At 28.0% G+C, this 17,863-nt stretch carries 19 protein-coding genes; 10 read left to right on the forward strand and 9 right to left on the reverse strand.

From position 1 onward, the window contains the following. Positions 1-36 precede the first annotated feature (36 nt). From ACXYRQ_RS00960 to ACXYRQ_RS00980, 5 genes are read left to right on the forward strand one after another with little or no spacing between them, the layout of a single operon-like run. On the forward strand, positions 37-1,026 hold the full coding sequence (locus ACXYRQ_RS00960; protein ID WP_458597464.1) for a replication initiation and membrane attachment family protein: 990 nt from the start codon (positions 37-39) through the stop codon (positions 1,024-1,026). Continuing rightward, positions 1,026-1,955 (forward strand): hypothetical protein, encoded by a 930-nt coding sequence (locus tag ACXYRQ_RS00965; RefSeq protein ID WP_435128458.1) that lies wholly within the window; start codon positions 1,026-1,028, stop codon positions 1,953-1,955. Before ACXYRQ_RS00960 ends, ACXYRQ_RS00965 begins: the two co-directional genes overlap by 1 nt. Then, a complete protein-coding gene (gene fmt / locus ACXYRQ_RS00970) occupies positions 1,955-2,791 on the forward strand; it encodes a methionyl-tRNA formyltransferase (protein WP_435128455.1) in 837 nt (278 codons plus the stop codon). Before ACXYRQ_RS00965 ends, fmt begins: the two co-directional genes overlap by 1 nt. 17 nt (positions 2,792-2,808) lie before the next feature. Beyond that, positions 2,809-3,189: a S1 domain-containing protein gene (locus ACXYRQ_RS00975; protein WP_458607246.1), complete on the forward strand. Its 381-nt coding sequence runs from the start codon at positions 2,809-2,811 to the stop codon at positions 3,187-3,189. Then, positions 3,176-4,441, forward strand: coding sequence for a hypothetical protein (locus tag ACXYRQ_RS00980; protein ID WP_458614520.1), 1,266 nt, complete (start codon positions 3,176-3,178; stop codon positions 4,439-4,441). Before ACXYRQ_RS00975 ends, ACXYRQ_RS00980 begins: the two co-directional genes overlap by 14 nt. 26 nt (positions 4,442-4,467) lie before the next feature. Here the strand turns inward: ACXYRQ_RS00980 and pgsA are convergent, their stop codons facing one another. Genes pgsA through ACXYRQ_RS01010 form a run of 6 tightly spaced genes read right to left on the reverse strand, consistent with a single transcriptional unit; the run spans position 4,468 to position 8,512 of the window. Continuing rightward, a complete protein-coding gene (pgsA, locus tag ACXYRQ_RS00985; protein ID WP_458607244.1) occupies positions 4,468-5,118 on the reverse strand; it encodes a CDP-diacylglycerol--glycerol-3-phosphate 3-phosphatidyltransferase in 651 nt (216 codons plus the stop codon). Next, positions 5,105-5,749, reverse strand: a complete 645-nt coding sequence (locus ACXYRQ_RS00990; RefSeq protein ID WP_458614521.1) for an MHJ_0274 family protein — start codon at positions 5,747-5,749, stop codon at positions 5,105-5,107. Before ACXYRQ_RS00990 ends, pgsA begins: the two co-directional genes overlap by 14 nt. 8 nt (positions 5,750-5,757) lie before the next feature. Continuing rightward, complete coding sequence (locus ACXYRQ_RS00995) at positions 5,758-6,108, reverse strand: hypothetical protein (protein ID WP_435128440.1); 351 nt, start codon at positions 6,106-6,108, stop codon at positions 5,758-5,760. Positions 6,109-6,110: 2 nt separating this feature from the next. After that, positions 6,111-7,697 carry a magnesium transporter gene (gene mgtE / locus ACXYRQ_RS01000; RefSeq protein ID WP_458614100.1) on the reverse strand — a complete coding sequence of 529 codons (1,587 nt, stop codon included), beginning with the start codon at positions 7,695-7,697 and terminating at the stop codon, positions 6,111-6,113. Between the two features lie 2 nt (positions 7,698-7,699). Next, the gene (locus tag ACXYRQ_RS01005; protein WP_458614522.1) at positions 7,700-8,281 is read right to left on the reverse strand and encodes a diadenylate cyclase; all 582 of its coding nucleotides are present in this window, start codon (positions 8,279-8,281) and stop codon (positions 7,700-7,702) included. A 9-nt stretch (positions 8,282-8,290) separates the two neighbouring features. After that, the gene (locus tag ACXYRQ_RS01010) at positions 8,291-8,512 is read right to left on the reverse strand and encodes a hypothetical protein (RefSeq protein ID WP_458597448.1); all 222 of its coding nucleotides are present in this window, start codon (positions 8,510-8,512) and stop codon (positions 8,291-8,293) included. Positions 8,513-8,827: 315 nt separating this feature from the next. Between ACXYRQ_RS01010 and ACXYRQ_RS01015 the strand changes: the two genes are divergently transcribed. From ACXYRQ_RS01015 to ACXYRQ_RS01035, 5 genes are all read left to right on the forward strand, one after another. Beyond that, positions 8,828-10,036 (forward strand): hypothetical protein, encoded by a 1,209-nt coding sequence (locus ACXYRQ_RS01015; RefSeq protein WP_458614523.1) that lies wholly within the window; start codon positions 8,828-8,830, stop codon positions 10,034-10,036. Then, positions 10,023-10,994 (forward strand): DHH family phosphoesterase, encoded by a 972-nt coding sequence (locus tag ACXYRQ_RS01020; protein WP_458614524.1) that lies wholly within the window; start codon positions 10,023-10,025, stop codon positions 10,992-10,994. The genes ACXYRQ_RS01015 and ACXYRQ_RS01020 overlap by 14 nt, the downstream gene beginning before the upstream one ends. Further along, positions 10,985-11,959, forward strand: a complete 975-nt coding sequence (locus ACXYRQ_RS01025; protein WP_458614525.1) for a DHH family phosphoesterase — start codon at positions 10,985-10,987, stop codon at positions 11,957-11,959. Before ACXYRQ_RS01020 ends, ACXYRQ_RS01025 begins: the two co-directional genes overlap by 10 nt. 73 nt (positions 11,960-12,032) lie before the next feature. After that, on the forward strand, positions 12,033-14,018 hold the full coding sequence (gene uvrB, locus ACXYRQ_RS01030) for an excinuclease ABC subunit UvrB (RefSeq protein WP_458614526.1): 1,986 nt from the start codon (positions 12,033-12,035) through the stop codon (positions 14,016-14,018). Then, a complete protein-coding gene (locus tag ACXYRQ_RS01035; RefSeq protein WP_458607237.1) occupies positions 14,018-14,524 on the forward strand; it encodes a hypothetical protein in 507 nt (168 codons plus the stop codon). Before uvrB ends, ACXYRQ_RS01035 begins: the two co-directional genes overlap by 1 nt. 13 nt (positions 14,525-14,537) lie before the next feature. Here the strand turns inward: ACXYRQ_RS01035 and ACXYRQ_RS01040 are convergent, their stop codons facing one another. From ACXYRQ_RS01040 to trpS, 3 genes are read right to left on the reverse strand one after another with little or no spacing between them, the layout of a single operon-like run. Beyond that, on the reverse strand, positions 14,538-14,987 hold the full coding sequence (locus tag ACXYRQ_RS01040) for a hypothetical protein (protein ID WP_458597440.1): 450 nt from the start codon (positions 14,985-14,987) through the stop codon (positions 14,538-14,540). Then, positions 14,980-16,728 carry a threonine--tRNA ligase gene (gene thrS / locus ACXYRQ_RS01045; protein ID WP_458614527.1) on the reverse strand — a complete coding sequence of 583 codons (1,749 nt, stop codon included), beginning with the start codon at positions 16,726-16,728 and terminating at the stop codon, positions 14,980-14,982. The genes ACXYRQ_RS01040 and thrS overlap by 8 nt, the downstream gene beginning before the upstream one ends. After that, positions 16,715-17,728, reverse strand: a complete 1,014-nt coding sequence (gene trpS, locus ACXYRQ_RS01050) for a tryptophan--tRNA ligase (RefSeq protein ID WP_458614528.1) — start codon at positions 17,726-17,728, stop codon at positions 16,715-16,717. Before trpS ends, thrS begins: the two co-directional genes overlap by 14 nt. Positions 17,729-17,863: the final 135 nt, after the last annotated feature.

Below are 17,863 nucleotides of genomic sequence, written 5' to 3' on the forward strand. Positions count from 1 at the left end.
ATTATTCTTACCTGATTATCTAAAAAGGAGTACCAGATGAGTTTAATGCAACATTTGGAATATAATAATTTTGTTATTTCTAAAAATTTTAATATCTCTACAGATGATTTACATAACCTAAGACAATTTTATGGAAGTTTTTTAGGCCCTGAAGGAGTATGTTTATACGAGTATTTACTGGATTTAGCAGGTGGGCAAGATTATAGTGTGGTTGAATATGATTTTTCAACATTAGCAATTTTTATAAATATACACGAATCACAACTTCAATCGGCTCGTGTCCGTTTAGAAGGAGCTGGTTTGATTAATACATATAAAGATAATAAAAAAGCCTTAACAATTTTTGAAATTCAAAAACCACTTACACCTGAAAATATCCAGCGAAATACCTTTTTGACTAATTTAATTGTAAGTAAAATAGGGAAGATAAATTTTGATAAGTTCATAAAATCCAGAAGGCAAAAAATTGTGTCTTCATATGAATTTAATTATGAAGATATTACATCAGATTTTTTTAGTGTTTTTTCAACTGTAAATCAAACAGAATCAGAGCAAATTGAAAGAAAATTAATTATGAATCAAGGTGCTACTTTAATAAGTGATCAAGAAATTAAGGTTTATACTAAAAAACATAACCTTCCTATTCCATTAGAAATAGGAAATGTACAATATTCTAATGCATATGAAGCAATTTTAAAACTTACACCACAGGCTTTTTTTAAACAACTAAGTAATGAAGAAATTTCATCAGCTGATGAAATTTCATTAAAAACATGAACAGATAGAATTCCAGAAAGCAAATGTTTAAACTTAATTATGTATATAGCACGTTTAAAATATAAAAGCGATAAGTGACATAAACACATCTGAACAATGATTTTAGAAATAAGTTCACAAAACTTGTTTAAATTTGAAGATATTGAAAAATATTTAGATGGTAAATTAAAAATTGATAAGAGATACACCCATATTTTTGAGCAAAAAACTGTATTAAAACAAGATTTTCTCACTAGAAAGACTAGTTAATGTTTGATTTTTCAAAACCCAGATCTAATTTTCAAAACCCACATCTTTCTTTAACAAATTTACCATCAAAACAACAAGTTATTAATGAAATTAAACAAAATCCAATATTATCACCTATTTTTAAAACATTAGCATTTACAGAGAATGATATTATTAATTCATATGCCAATTTAATTGACTATGTTCAAGAACAAAATGACCCGAATCGTTTATTTATTACAAATATTAAACGTGGGTATAATGGTCAAATAAATTTTACCAAGACACTTAATCACAAATCACCTTATATAACTGACTATAAATTATTGAATAACATAAAATTTAAATACATTTCTTCACCGATGACATCTGAAAGTTTGTCACATTTACAAATTACCTCAGAATCAGAAAGTGGATTTAAACATATGATGGAAATAAATTCACCATGATTAATTAATGAAAATAAATTTCGTGGGTTTTTCTTATACGGTGATGCAGAAAGTTCACGAAATCTAATGTTATCAGCTTTGACTAACGAATTTGCTTTAATGAATAAAAAAGTTGCCTATTTAAATATTAATAATTTAGATTCATATTCAAAAACTTTCATAAGACGTAATAGCGAAGATATAGTAAGTGAAATTAATGATTTTTTAACCAGTATTTTGTACTTAGATGTAATTATTTTTGACGAACTTGGACTAAAAAAGTTTTCAAATTGATTTTTAGAAACTTTTTTAGAACCTTTATTAACAGAATGTGTAGCGAATAAAAAAATAGTTATTTTCGGTTCTTATTATACCCCTGAATTACTGGATAAACAGTTTTTCAAAGACGGGTATAAAGATGATCGAAACGGATTAACACCGATGGCTAAAAAAATACTAATGCTTATAAATAAACTATCAAACTATCGTTCCTTATGAATTGGTAATAAAAAGGATAAATAATGAAAATTATCTTAGCAGGAACACCTGAATTTGCTGTTAAACCCTTTGAACAAGTGATAAATAACTTTGATGTAGTTGCCATTGTCAGTCAGCCAGATCGTCCAGCATCACGTGGATATAAAGTAAATCCTACACCAGTGAAATTACTTGCAAAAAAATATAATATTCCTTTATATCAACCCCAGAAAATATCGCAAATCTATGAGCAGTTAGCATCATATCAAGTTGATATATTTTTAACTTGTGCTTTCGGTCAATATATCCCAACAAAAATTCTTGATTTACCAAAAATAGCATCTATAAATATTCATGGTTCTTTACTTCCTAAATATCGTGGAGCAGCACCGATTCAATATAGTTTGTTAAATAACGATTCAGAAACAGGAATTTCACTAATATATATGACCAAAGAATTTGATGCAGGAGACATTCTGTTTACATCAAAAATTGCTATCTTACCAAGAGATACATCACAAACAATGTTTGAAAAACTTTCAAATTTAGCTTCTGAAAATATAGTAAAATGACTAAAAGATATAGAGTTGAATAAAATAAATCCTATAAAACAAGATGTATCCAAAGTAGTTTTGTCTCCTAAGTTAAGTAAAGATGATGCACTTTTAACTAGTTATATGAGTAAACAACAAGCATTTAATATCATACGTTGTTTTTCAAGCAATCCGGGTGCATATATAATTTATCAAAATAAACGCTTGAAAGTATATTATGCTTATTTTGAGCCAATTAAGAATGCAATAAAGTTAGATTTTAGTGACGGTTCATTATATGCTAGTGATTATCAATTCGAATCTAAAAGACGGGTAATTTTAAAATAATAAGATATAATTATATAATGAAATACAAGGTCGGTGATATTGTTATAGCAAAAGTGTTTAAAGTAGGTCCACAATATGTTTCATTGCAAACCAAGGATTTTACTAAGTTTTTTATTTATCGCGAAGATATTAGCGATTATAAACCTTGCAAAATTTACGATATATTCAAAATAGGAGATATCGTAAATTTTGTCTGTTTATATTTTAATATAAACAAAAACTATGGATATGGAAGTTATAAAAAAAATCATCCTAATGAATTAAGAACATATGGAAATTATTGATTAAAAGAAACTTCAAAAGGTTTTAGAAACTTAATTAATTATATGAACATACGCATCAAGGAATTTGCAAAACGAGAAAATAACCAGGATGTAAATAAAGATGTCAAAGGTTAAAATAAATACTTTATATAAAGCAAAATATCTACAAAAAGAATTATACATTTTTAACACTAATATTATCAGTAAACTTAAAAGTTTAAATTTTAAAGGTTCACAACACCTAGGATTTGATGATATAGCAATAAATTATAGTGTTAAAGGATTTAATAATATTATTAATTTTTGTAATTTATTATATAAAAATAATATTAAATATTTGCTAGTAATAGCATCAAAACAGACACAATTGATGCTTCAATCAGCACTTGAATTTATTTTTGGTAAATATGATTTTTATTCTGATGTAAAGATAAAATTAATTTTTATTAATAACGAAGATACAAAAGTTAACATTGAATCTAAGATTTATACATATTTTCATCACTGTGATATAAAACATACAGGAATAATGTTTTTAGATGTATTTGATAACATCAATAAATTAAAAAGTAAATGGTTGATTGAATTAGTTCTATCAAAATTTAACCAGCATGCAAGTGAATTTTTTGTGCAAAAACTTATTTATTTTATTGGTAAAAAAGAATGGTTTGCTAATTTAGCAAAATATAATATCCCTGATTCTAATATATTGTTTGTCTCATCATCAGTTCATAACCAATTTTCTTTTTTCTCAGAGTTATATTTAGTATTATTAGCTACACAAGGAGTAAATTTAAATAAATTAATTCACGGGTATAAAAACATTTCTGAAAGCATTTATGCAAACGATTCATATTTTAACAAAGCACTAGGTTTGTTTTTACATTTAGTTAATTTTTATAAAGCAAACAACACAAAAAAAGATATTTCATTAAATATCTTTGTTGGTTATGATGATTTTTTAGAAAATTTATCAAAGGTGTTTGCTTACCATTTTAATATGCTTACAGTAAGAAAAAAAGTTTTTAATGATAGTTGTGTTTTTTCTCGGGATATTTCTAGCATAGGTCAATCTATTTTATCAAACGGTTTACCAAAAACTTTATTTTATTTTGTATTTAAACGTAAATATTTTGATTATCAATTATCTTCGAATATTGATTTTGATGATTTATTATCAAATCTTTCTAATTTTACCTTACATGCCTTTAAAAATACCAGTCTTAATTCTTTTAATAACTATTTTATTTCATATATTGATGATTCTAAATCTGTTGAGATAGAAATAGCTAATAACGATGAAGAAGCATTTGGAGAACTAATTGGTTTGTTATATTGAAGCAAAATATTATATGCAATTTATTATGATTTAGATTTATTTACATAAAAAGTTGGTAACACCAACTTTTTGTCTTAAAAGAAAAATTTTGTTGCTAATTTTATATAAATATATCCAGAAAATAACGAGAATAATTGTGCTATAAATAAAGGAATGTTTATTATATAAATTCAGTAATATAAATAACTATGATAATATGAAATATTAGGTATAAATTGCATAATAATTACAAATAAAAGTAATATAGGTATAGCAAAACTCATTAATAAAGTCTTTAGTTTACCTCAAAAGTTTGCTGAAATTTCCTGATTATTTTTTATCAATAACCCACGACATCCATCAACAATTATGTCACGTAATATGAATAATACTGTTGACCAAATTGGCGTATAAGAAATAACAGAAAGATAAATTAAAACAGAAGTTGTCATTATTTTATCAGCCAGAGGATCTCATAACTTACCAAAAGCAGTAATAATACGGTTTTTACGTGCTATTTTACCATCATAATAATCAGTAATCATCGCAGTGATAAAGATAATAAAAATAAGGATGTTAAAAATTAAATACATAATAGCTAAAAGCGAATTAGTTTGATTTAAAATATCTTTATTTGCAAAGAAAATCGTTGCATTAATACTAATAAGGATAATAATTGGTATAACTAAAATAATTCTTATTAAAGTAAGTTTATTAGGAACATTTAATGATTTAATTCATTGCATTACGTTTTTCTAACAATCTTTCTTTATATTTTTCTTCAAAAGCAGATTCGATTTGTTCAGGTGTTTTTAAATCATCTACATTTGTTCGTGCAGCTTCCGTTGCTATTTTTTGTGCTTCTGGTACATATTTTTTAAAGTCAGCAAGCAGAATACTAAATTTCTTTTCTCAAAGATTAGAATTTAAATCTCTTAGCATCTGTATTTCTTGCACTTCTTTTTGAAATTTAGGATTTTGAATAATAAAATTTTTAAATTCATATTCATCTAAGATATCATTAAGAAGGCTTTTTGTAGCCATATTGATATGTGACATTTTGTATTCACCAATACTTACAACAAAATTTTCATGTGTTTGGTGATTTAAATCAATCAATTTATTTAACTTAACAGTAGTCTCATACCAATATAACTTCGAATTTCATTCATATTCAGCAGCAGCAGCCTTTGTTCTTTTGTTTTCAACCTTAGTTTTAATTGATTGATAAACAAAATAACCTATTAGTGCAAGAATAACTACACCAAAAATAACTCATATAATAATCCCACTACCACCAAACGGAGAAGCAGTGGTATTAGTTGTAACTGAGCCTTGGTTTGCAGTCGGGGTTTCTTCAAACCTAATAATATTCATATATCTCCTTATTTTCTTTTAATTTGTAATCTTCATTTAAATGTTTTTTCAAGTCGACAACCTAAAGCGATTTGAGTTTTCAATTCTTCAATGTTTGGAGCTTTCTCTAGCTCACCTTTACTTAAGCGCATAATTATATCGATAAGCATTGCATTTATTAAGTTTTTACTAATCACTTCTTTGTTTTCAGGTTTTTCATATATTACGAATCCACCATCAGAAAGTCTTTCGTGAATAGCAACTTGAGTACCAGATACAAGTTGATTCATCTCCTTTTTTATTTCTTTTAATTCATCATTAATTTCGTTATAGCGTTCTGCTAATAACTTTAATTTTTCAATATCTACTGTATTATCCATAATTAAACTCCTAGATTTGGTAAGTTAATAGGTGTATAAATATTCATATTTTGAATTATCGGGATGCCGATGTCTAATAATTCTTTGCTATGATGTTCGTTGTGTGATTTTGATGATATGATACCAACTTTTCAGGCAAATCATAAAACAAATAAATTCAGTCCAAAGAAAACCAAGGTTGATAAAGCATCAGAAAGAGTGGTTAAAATAGGTGCTGACATAACAGCAGGATCTTTTTTGAAACGTATTGCTAAAAGTGGAATAGTAGTTCCTAAAAACTTAGCAAAAATTACTACAAATCATAAAGATAAAGAACTAGCAATAATGATAAATGATAATGTTGCTCAGTCACCAATTTCATCTTTAAATTTTGGTGAAGCACTGTAAATACCATAATAAACATATAGACGCATAACATTTACCGTAAACATTATTGCACCAATTATCAAACCTACATTAAGTTCTTTGAAAATTACCTTTCGATATTCTTTTTTAGTAAAGTCACCTAATGCAGCAGCTCTGGTAATTGTTGTTGACGATTGTGAACCGGCATTTCCGGCGGCACCTGAGATAATAGGAATAAGTGAAACTATAATCGCTGTTGATACTGTAATACCAAGTCCTTTTATGACATTTTCAGAAAGATTTGTAAATTCTTGAATAATAAATTGTGATGCAGTTGCAGATAGCATAAGGATAATAAGTCATAAAACACGGGATTTGATAATTTTCAAAATTGATGTTTTTAAATAACTTTCTTCTGCTGCATCAGCATTAATACCAGCCATTTTATAAATATCCTCAGTTGCTTCATCTTGAATAATATCGATAACATCATCGGAAGTGATCATCCCGATAAGTCGGTTATCACTCGTTACAACTGGTAAAGTTGCTTTATCATGGTTTGAAAAAACCTGTGCTGCAAATTCTTTATCATCAGTAGGTTTAACACTTGCAACAGCATTATATATATCTTCAAGCAAGACATCTTCATCGGAAAAAACAAGTTCTTCTAATGTTACATCACCTAATAAAAAACCATGTGGATCAGTTATGTAAAAATTATAACCCATTAAAATATTTTGATTATAATCTCTTTTAATTTTAGCAATCGCTTTTTTACAAGTTCAATTGGATTTAAGGATTGAAATATCCACGCTCATGTAACTTCCGACTTGATCATCATTGAAAGAAAGAATTTGATTAATTTTTTCTCTTTTTTCCTTAGGTGTCTGTGAAAGAATTTTGCGAGTTAAATTTGCTGGTAATTCTTCTAAAATGTCTGCTAATTCATCAGTCTCGATTTCTTGCAAAACTTTCTGTCCTAAGTCATCAGTAAATAAATTAACAAGTTTAATTTTTACATCATCATCTAAGTATGAAAAAACTTCAGCAGCTTCTTCAGTTTTTAAAATACGCAAAATATAAATTTGATGTTCGTCAGGAAGTGATTCAACCGCCTTAGCGAAGTCAGCATGTGGTGTATCTTCTTCAAGATCCCGAATTTTCTTAACACTTTTCTCTTTTGTTAAAATTCGAAGTTTACCAATAAGAGTCGCAAGGGTAATTTCAACTGTGTTGTTTTCCATAATTACTCCTTAAGATAGTTAATCAATTGTTCTTGAAATTCATTCATTTTAATTATTTCAATGCTACTACGTTTCATAAATCTTATCGAACCATTTTCTTCAGAAACAACAATTGTAACTGCATCAGATTGTTCAGAAATACCAATTGCAGCACGATGACGCGAACCGTAATCTGCACTTACTGATTTACTTGTAATTTTATAAAATGTAGCAGCATAATATATCCGATTTTCACGTATTACTACTGCCCCATCATGTAAAGGAGATTCTTTGTTAAAAATTGAAATAAGCAGAGAACTAGAAATATTTGCATCTAAAACAACACCATCAGTTCTCAAATTATCAATATTTTCTGTGTTCTCAATGGTAATTAATGCACCTATTTTATGTTTTGATAAATATTCAACTGTTTCTCGCAACTGATTGATTAAACGGATTTGACTACTTTTACCGAGTTTATCATATTTATTCTTTTTTAATTTTGAACTAAAAAATGTGTGTATGGTAGGTCATAAAATTATTATTATAATTACAGTTAATAAAATTAAAATAATTATTAATAATACTAAAATTGCATCATCCAAGATAACTTCCTATAAGGTTTTACCGATAAAGAATGCTATTAATAATAAACCAATAATCAAAATTAAAACTAAAAATGAGATAAATAAGTTTTTTGTTAAATCACGTTTAATTCAAGGGAGTTGTTTTTGTTGTTCTTTATAGATTTGTTTTTGTTGTTTCTGTTTTGCTTTTGCTATTGCATATGCAATTTCTTCTTGTCTAAATTGCACAAATTTATCTTTTTTATCCATAAATCCCCCTAATTTTTATAATCATATAGTTTTATAATTATATATTTTTTTCTTTCTTTTGTTATTAAAAAATAAGCGAAAATAGTCACCTTAGATAATAACTTGCTATATATTATGTTGGAATGACATATATAAATATATATCAAAACTTATCAAAGTATAATTAATAATTAAATAACAAAAAGGAAAATTTAGCAGAAGTTATATAAATTTCACAGTTAATAAGATATAAGTACTAGAAGTATTCATATTCTAGTTTGTTAATTTAGACAAATTCTTAATTAAAAAAACCAAAAAATGATAGAATTAATATATATGTTTAAAAAGAAATTTAAACTGCTTTTATGATTTTCACTCCCATCAATTTTTTTAACTACTGTTTCATGTAGTTCGATTAGTGTTGATTCTGAACTAAAGGATTTTCATAATTTTTATCTTAATACAAGAAAAGAAAATAATCCGAGATATAAATATTTACTTGCCTTAGTTGCCTATTTTGATAATTCTTTTAAGCAAACATTTGAGCAATTAAGACAAGGAAGCGGAGAAGTTGCAGCAAAAGATTTAACAAAATTTGCAGCATCGATACAGGCAAAACATAAATTATTTAATCTTTTAAAGAACGAATTATCTATAATCCCACTAGAGAAAATAAATGATTCAAACCAAGGTATTGCTTCATTAACTTTTTTAGAAAAATATAAGTTTATACACGGAGAAAACGAGAATCGTTTTCGTTCTTTAAAAGACACAACCAATGATTTTTTATATCTTGGGGATTTTAATTTATTATCACAAGGATTATTGTATAATCATTTTATATATATAAATTCACAATATTTTCCAAGAGATATTAATTCTGATATATATATTTTTTATAATCAATTCCAAGGTTTTATCGCACTTGCAGACCAAGGAAAAAAGAATTTATTTTATAATTTAGCAAAGGATGTAAATTCTAATAATCACCTTGATAAAAGATTGCAAAAATATCAGCAATTGATTAATCAAAATGTTAAAGAAAAATCTAATGTGACTAATATACAGTCAAATTGAGAAAAACTGTTAAAAGTTCAAAAAGAACTTATAGCATATTTTGGACCATTTTTTGATGATATGAGACAAATATTCCAGGCAATTGATACATCGTTTTTTAAAACATTATCATTTGAACCGATTTTGGATGAATCAGATTTTCTAAAAATAAAAAATTATTTTAACTTTTTAACTACATTTTCAGATGTGTATTATATAACTATGAGTGATTTAATGCTTTTAAAACAGGATATAAATGATAAAATTAATAACTTGATTTTAAATATGCAAAATTCAGATGTTTTTAATAACACCGAATTAAATAAATTTAAAAACAACTTAAATAATCTATCGAATGAACAAATTTATAAGAAATTATTAAATATATTTAATGATGGATATAATACTAATGAATTTAAAAAACAGATGATGCAGAAAATAAATAATTACATAAAAAAGCACAGTAAGGAGTTATATGAAGATAGGTAATTCAAAAGTAGCAATTGATGCAATTAATAAATATGAAAATATAATTATTTTTCACCATATTCGTCCTGATGGTGACTGTTTAGGTTCTCAATTTGGTTTAAAAGAACTTATTAAAACAAACTTTCCAAATAAAAAAGTTTATACGGTAGGTGATAATGTAGGCGTTTTTGATTTTATGAACTATGATTTTGATAAAATTGAAGACATCGATTTTAACAATTCATTAGCAATAGTTGTTGATGCATCAAGTGGAGATCGGATTCAGTGTGCTGAACTTTTATATCAAAAATTAACTACTGCAAGATTAAGAATTGATCATCATCCAAATGAAGCAGATATTGATTATGAATATAATTGAATTGATGAGCATTATGTAGCGGCTGCTGAGATGATTGCGCAATTAGCTTATGATGCAGGTTGAAAAGTATCAAAGAGTGCATCAGAACATATTTATTTAGGTATTAATACAGATTCAGGACGCTTTTTATTTCCTGACACATCGCAGCGAACATATCAACTTGTAGCATTTTTAATGCAAAATGGGTTCCATCCACAAAACATTTTGAGACAACTAAGTAAGAGAAGTTTAAAAGATATAAAAATAATTGGTAAAATTCTTTCAGAATTCAAACAATCAAACAGAGTTTTATATTATGAAATCAAACAAGATTTTTTAAATGAATTTGAAATCAATTCCTTACAGGCAGCATTATATGTCAATGAGTTAGCAAATATTGAAAATAATTTATGTTGAGCATTATTTATCCAACTTGAAGATGGTAGAATACGTGGTAGATTACGTTCAAGTGGACCGTTAGTAAATGTTGTTGCAAACAAATATAATGGTGGTGGACACGATAATGCAGCAGGAATTACATTAGAAAACTGAAGCCAAGTTAATGATGTTTTAAAGGACTTGAATCAAAGCATAAGTGATTGAGAGGAAAAATGCGAGTAGGTAATTTAACAGATATTAAAAATGCAATTGAAAAATATGATAATATAGTTATTTTTCATCACATTCGTCCCGATGGAGATTGTCTAGGTTCACAATTTGCACTAAAAGAGTTAATTCAAGATAACTTCCCACATAAGATGGTTTATGCAATTGGTGACCATCAAGATGCTTTTAAGTTTATGAATTTTGAACACGATTTGATCCCTAATGATGAAATCTTGGCAAAATCACTTGGGATTGTTGTGGATGCTAATTTCAAAGAGAGAATTGAATTTAGTGATGTTTTAGATAAAAACTTGTTTGCTCAAGTTATTAGGATAGATCACCATCCTAATGAAGATGATTTAGCGGAAAATGCTATTAGATGGGTTGATTCAACATATGTAGCCGCTGATGAAATGGTAACTGAATTAGCAGTTGAAAGCAATTGAAAAATAACACCAAAGGCTGCTAATTATTTATATTTAGGGATTTATACCGATTCAGGACGCTTTTTATATAATAACACTTGTGCAAGGACTTTTAATTTAGTTGCACATTTATATCAAGCAGGATTAGATGCAGATTTTATTCATAAGAATTTATCTCAAACAACCATGGAAGACTTAAAATTTAATGCCTGATTGATGTCTACTTTAAAAACTCGCGAAGGGGTAGCATACATTCAAAATGACTTGCTTACCACAAAAAAATATGGAAAAACTTCTCAAGGTTCATTGCGTGTAAATTCGATTGCGAATATCAAAGGGTTTCCGATTTGAGTGCAATTTTTAGAAGAAGAAGATGGTAGGGTGCGTGTTGAATTTCGTTCAAATGGTCCAATAGTTCGTAATGTAGCCTTAAAATGAGGCGGTGGTGGTCATGAACGCGCCGCTGGTTGCATTATTGATAGTTTTGATCAAGTTGAATTAGTGATTGATGATTGTGCTTATGAAGTTGAAAGATATACAAGTGAGCAAGAATAGCAAAAAAGTGCATTTTTATGCATTTTTTCTATGCTAATTATAGTTTTTAGCAAATGTGATATAATAAAATCATATGAGTATCTTCAAATTAAATGCACAGTATCAACCATCTGGTGATCAACCACAGGCTATATCATTTCTTGTGAACGGCATAAACAAGCACCATAAACATCAAGTGCTTCACGGTGTCACTGGTTCTGGAAAAACCTTTACAATAGCAAATGTGATTAAAGAGTTTGATAAACCTGTTTTAGTTTTATCGCACAATAAAACCTTAGCTAGTCAACTTTATTCTGAATTAAAAAACTTCTTTCCTGATAATGCTGTTGAATACTATATATCATATTTTGATTACTTTAGACCTGAAGCTTACAAACCTAATACAGATACTTATATAGAAAAAGATTCGCGTACAAATGAGCAAATTGAAGTAATGCGATTGAGTGCAATAAACTCATTGATTACTCGCAAAGATGTGATTGTAGTAGCATCAGTTAGTGCAATTTATGGTGCATTAAATCCAGATGTATACCGTGAATCTTTTTATCGTTTCTATGTAGGATTGCAAATAAGCAAAAAAGATTTTAATTATAAACTTATTAAAATTTTATACAACCGAAACGATGTTGAAGCAAAGCCTGGTGAATTTTCTGTTAAAGGTGATGAAGTTATCATCAGACCATCAGATAATGAAGAAGTTGCTGTGCGAGTTAGTTTTTTTGATGACATTATTGAAGAAATAGCTATTATTCATGCTTTAAATAAACATGTAATTGAAAAAAAGAAAATCTTTGTGCTAGTTCCCGGAGATGCTTATGCAACCGATGATAGCATATATGATCAAATTATCCCTAAAATCCGTTCTGAATTACATCAACGGCTTGCTGACTTTTATAAAGAAAACAAACTGCTGGAAGCGCAAAGACTGAATCAAAGAATTAGCAATGATTTAGATGAGTTATCTGAATTTAAGATGTGCAAAGGGATAGAAAATTATTCAATGTATTTAGATGGTAGAACTTTTGGTGAGCGACCATACACACTTTTAGATTATTTCCCCCCTGAATCGTTGGTTTTCATCGATGAATCGCATATGTCTATTCCACAACTTAATGCAATGTATAAAGGGGATCATTCGCGAAAGCAAACCTTGGTAGATTATGGTTTTAGACTTCCATCTGCATTAGAAAATCGCCCTTTGAAGTTTGAAGAAACTGAAAATAATTTTGATTTTTTTAAAATCTATATTTCAGCAACTCCTGCTGAATACGAGCTAAATAAGGCACAAAATAATGTAACTAAGATGTTTATTAGACCAACAGGTTTAACTGACCCAGAGGTGGTGATTAAATCCACCGTAAACCAAATTCAGGACATTCATGATACTATTATTCAGCAACGACAAAGTGGTGGTAAAACTGTTGTAATTACTATTACTAAAGAAAGTTCAGAAAAGATTACGGAATATCTTATTTCACTTGGTATAAAGGCGGCATATATTCATTCGGAATTCAATACCTTTGAACGAAACGAACTGATTCGTAAATTACGTATCGGACAAATCGAGGTTTTAATCGGAATTAACTTACTACGTGAAGGAATTGATATTCCAGAAGTATCAAAAGTTTTAATTTTAGATGCTGGTGCACAAGGTTTTATGCGAACTGCCTCATCATTAATCCAAATTATCGGACGCGCATCACGGAATGCAAATGGACAGGCTGTTTTATATACGGATAATATTACCGAAGCAATCCAAATTACTTTGGATGACAACAAATTAAAAAGACAAAAACAACTTGAATATAATAAAATTCATAATATAGCTCCTAAAACAATCACAAAAGCAATACCACCTTCTATTTATGCTGATGGGATGCAAGGAGCAATAGATTTAATTTTAAGAAAGAAAAAACAAACCAAAGAAAATCAATTTGCTAAAAAAGATGATGTGATTAAAGAATTAAGAAAACAAATGGAAGCAGCAGCAAAGCAACAAGATTATGAGCGTGCTATTCAGTTGCGAGATATGATGTTTGAGCTGCAAAAAGGAGAATAATGTATACATATCAAGATATTTTAGATGACATTGATGTCATCCAAATCCGCTCTGTGGATGTTGTTTCAGTATACAATGCTTTTTTAAAAGTGTTTGCTATCGAAGTTGATAAAAATAATCCAGTTTATCACGAAGTAACTTGAAATAATTACCGTTCAAATGCAGGTTTTTCAAAACCGTTATATCGTTTCATTTTTTATATGTTTTATTATTTGAAAGACTTTAATTATATTGGTAAAAATCTCACAAGAGAACAAGCATTCGTAAAGATAAAAGAGTTGTTTGAACTCGATGCTACCTTTGAGTATCAAGCAAATTCACAAGCAGAAAACATTCTAGAGCAAGCAAAACAGATTTTTAGACTTGCTTATGTTGATGGTTCAACAAAAGATTTGTTAGTGCTAGTAGAAGAATTTGATATATTAAAGGATACTGATAAAAAACAAGCATTAAAGAAGATTTATTTTGATTTTGAACCATTTAATGGGTGTGATATCCCAGATTAAAAACATCGTAATATTACGATGTTTTCTTTTGTTTATTCAAGTATTTATTACGAAGTTTTTCAATGTTTTTAGGATTTATATAATAAGAAGCTAAAAAGTAAAATAAAACATAAATAAAGAATACAGGAATAGTATCATATTGGTATAACGATCACTGCAAATCCTTATTTTCATTATAAGCACTTGGAACTCATGCTATTGTTAGAGAAAGACCTAAAACCATAACTAAATACTGAAAATGATATGCTTTATATTTTTTATAAAAAATAAGTAAAAATACAGGAATTAAGGTAAAAATAGTTACCAATGTAGAAAGCACAATTAATGCTCATCCTGGAACGACAAAATTAGTTATTATCCTTCAAGGAACCACTTTACCACTAAAAATAACTATAAAAATAATTATTGCAACAAAATAAATGTTAAAACCTAATACTCATCAATTACGAGTTTTTTTATTCACGGTTTTCCTTTAGTTTAAAAAGCATTTGCATAAATTCTTTTAAACCTATTGTAATAGTTTGTTCACTTGCATAAGCACGATAAGAAATTTGATTAGTGATTCTTTCTTTTTCACCTACTATTACTTGGAATTTGGATTTAGACATTTGTGCTTCACGTACTTTTTTAGCTAATCTTTCATCTCTTAGATCTACCTTTGATCTGATGAAGTTAGTAAAAAGTTTATCATTTATATCTTTTGCATATTCAATGTCATCATTATGGTTTGTTGCAGGGATTACAGTAACTTGCTTAGGTGCAAGTCAAAAAGGTAAAACTCCTTTTGTTTGCTCGATTAAAATAGCAACAAATCTTTCATAGGTTCCGATTAAACCACGGTGAATTAAAACAGGTCTTTCTTCTTGATTGTTTGAATTAATAAATGTGATATCAAAACGTTGTGGTAGCAAGAAGTCTAGCTGCAAGGTAGAAACTGTTATTTCGTGTCCTAGTGCTGTAAAAATTTGAATATCCATTTTTGGTCCATAAAAAGCAGCCTCACCGACTTTTTCGACATAATTTACACCTAAATCATTAAGCACGTCGCGTAATTGTGCTTCTGCTTCGTCTCACATCTGATCATCATTATAATATTTTTGAGTATCTGTTTTATCACGAAGTGATAAAGAAACATAACTAATTTGGATTTTAAATGCTTGTAATGTTTCCTTAATCAGTGAATACATGGATTTAAATTCCGATGCTATTTGATCTTTTCTTACAAAAAGATGTCCTTCAGTAAGTAGCATTCCACGAACCCTTTCTAATCCTGTTAAAGCACCTGATTTTTCATAACGATAAAGTTGTGATTGTTCACTATAACGAATTGGTAAATCGCGATATGAGCGTTTTTCACTGCTATAGCATATGATATGATGTGGACAAGTCATCGGACGAGCAATAAGTTGCTCATTTTCATCCATATTAATAGGTTTAAACATATCATCTTTGTAGTGTTCTAAATGACCAGAAATTTGGTAAAGTTGTTTTTCTCCAAAATGTGGTGTTAAAACTTCGGTAAATCCATATTTTCGATCATTTTGTAATACTAAATTTCTTATTTCATTATGAATATACATTCCATCTTCCAATCAAAATGGTAATCCTTGTCCACCAAGTTTATTAAACATAAACAACTTTAATTCTTTACCGATTTTACGGTGATCTCTTTCTTTGCGATCTTGTAAAAGGGCTAAATAATTATTAAGTTGTTCAGCATTTTCTCACGATGTACCATAAATTCTAGTAAGCTGGATGTTATCAGAATTACCTCTTCAATATGCACCAGCAAGGTTTAAAAGTTTAAAATGTTTGATATTTTTAGTATTTTCAATATGTCCACCAGCACATAAATCCACAAAAATAGTTTCATTATTTTGTGGGTCCTTTAATGCATAAAAAGTAATATCTTTTCCTGCTGCTTTTAATTCATTATATAACTCTTTTTTATATGGTTTATCTACAAAATCATATTCATCAATAGATACCTGCTGCATAATTAAATTTCTTGCTGCGATCTTTTTCATCATTTTTTCAACTTTAGCTAATTGAGTATCTGAAAAAGGTTCTAAAAATTCAAAATCATAATAAAAACCTTCATCAGTTGCAGGACCAAAACCTAATTTAGTATTTGGATATAATTTTAAAATTGCTGCTGCTAGTAAATGTGATGTAGTATGGTTTAAATGTTTATCTGCTTTCATCGTTTTCTCCGTTAAATCCCATATTTTGCATTAGTTTGTTTATGATTGATTTTGCTATTGCTTTAGCTTGAATTGCTCCTTGCTCTGCTACTAAATCAACTTTCATCAAAGCATCGTGATAATTTGTTTGAATTTTAATTAATAGATTTTTCACATCTAAAGCCACAGCAGATTTAAATTCTTTGTAATTTGCATTTTCAAACATTTTTGCACTTTCTTGCAAAGTAATATTATTTAATGCTGCATGGATGTTTAATAAGTTTAATATTCCAGGTTTGTCTTCAGAAATATATACTTTGTTTTCTGAGTCAGTTACAGCTTTTATAACTTTATTATAAGCGCTTTGTGGATCTTCAAGCAAGTAAATAACACCTTTGTCACTTTCACTTTCAGATTTAGACATTTTTACATTTGGATTGCTTAAAGATTTAATCCTTGCACCAACTTTTGCGATATATGCATCAGGGATTTTAAAATCCATTTTATAGTTTTTATTAAGTCTATCAGCGATTTTGCGTGTTAATTCAAGATGTTGTGTTTGATCTTCACCAATAGGGACTAAATCAGGGTTATAAAGCAAAATATCAGCAGCCATTAATGTAGGATACATCAAAAGTCCTGATGGGATTTTTTCAGTACCATTACCTTGTTTAAGTTTTTGTGATTTATCCTTAAATTGAGTCATACGAGATAGTTCACCAATTGTGGTTTCAGAAGTACAAAGTCATTGCAATAAGGTATGTTCATAGACATCCGATTGATAAAATATAATAGTTTTATCAGCATTTAATCCACATGCTAAATACATCGCAATAATACTTTTTCGTGCTTGTCGTAGTTCTTTTGGATCGACTCTACCGGTTGTTAAAGCATGTAAATCCGCAACAAAAACGAGTGATTGAAATTCATTTTGTAGATTAATAAAATTTTTTATTGCACCAATATAGTTTCCTAATGTTAAATTACCTGTTGGTTTAATCCCGCTTAAAAATCGCTTCATCATTCTCCTGAAATAATATTATATTTTATATGTTTTAAATAAAAAGTTGATTATATTGTAAATTTTCTTAGCTTAAAATCTTATTTTTAAATGAAGAAATTTAATAATTATTTATCTATAAAAAAGTATAAAAAT

The sequence above is a fragment of the Mycoplasma sp. 394 genome, assembly GCF_054353895.1.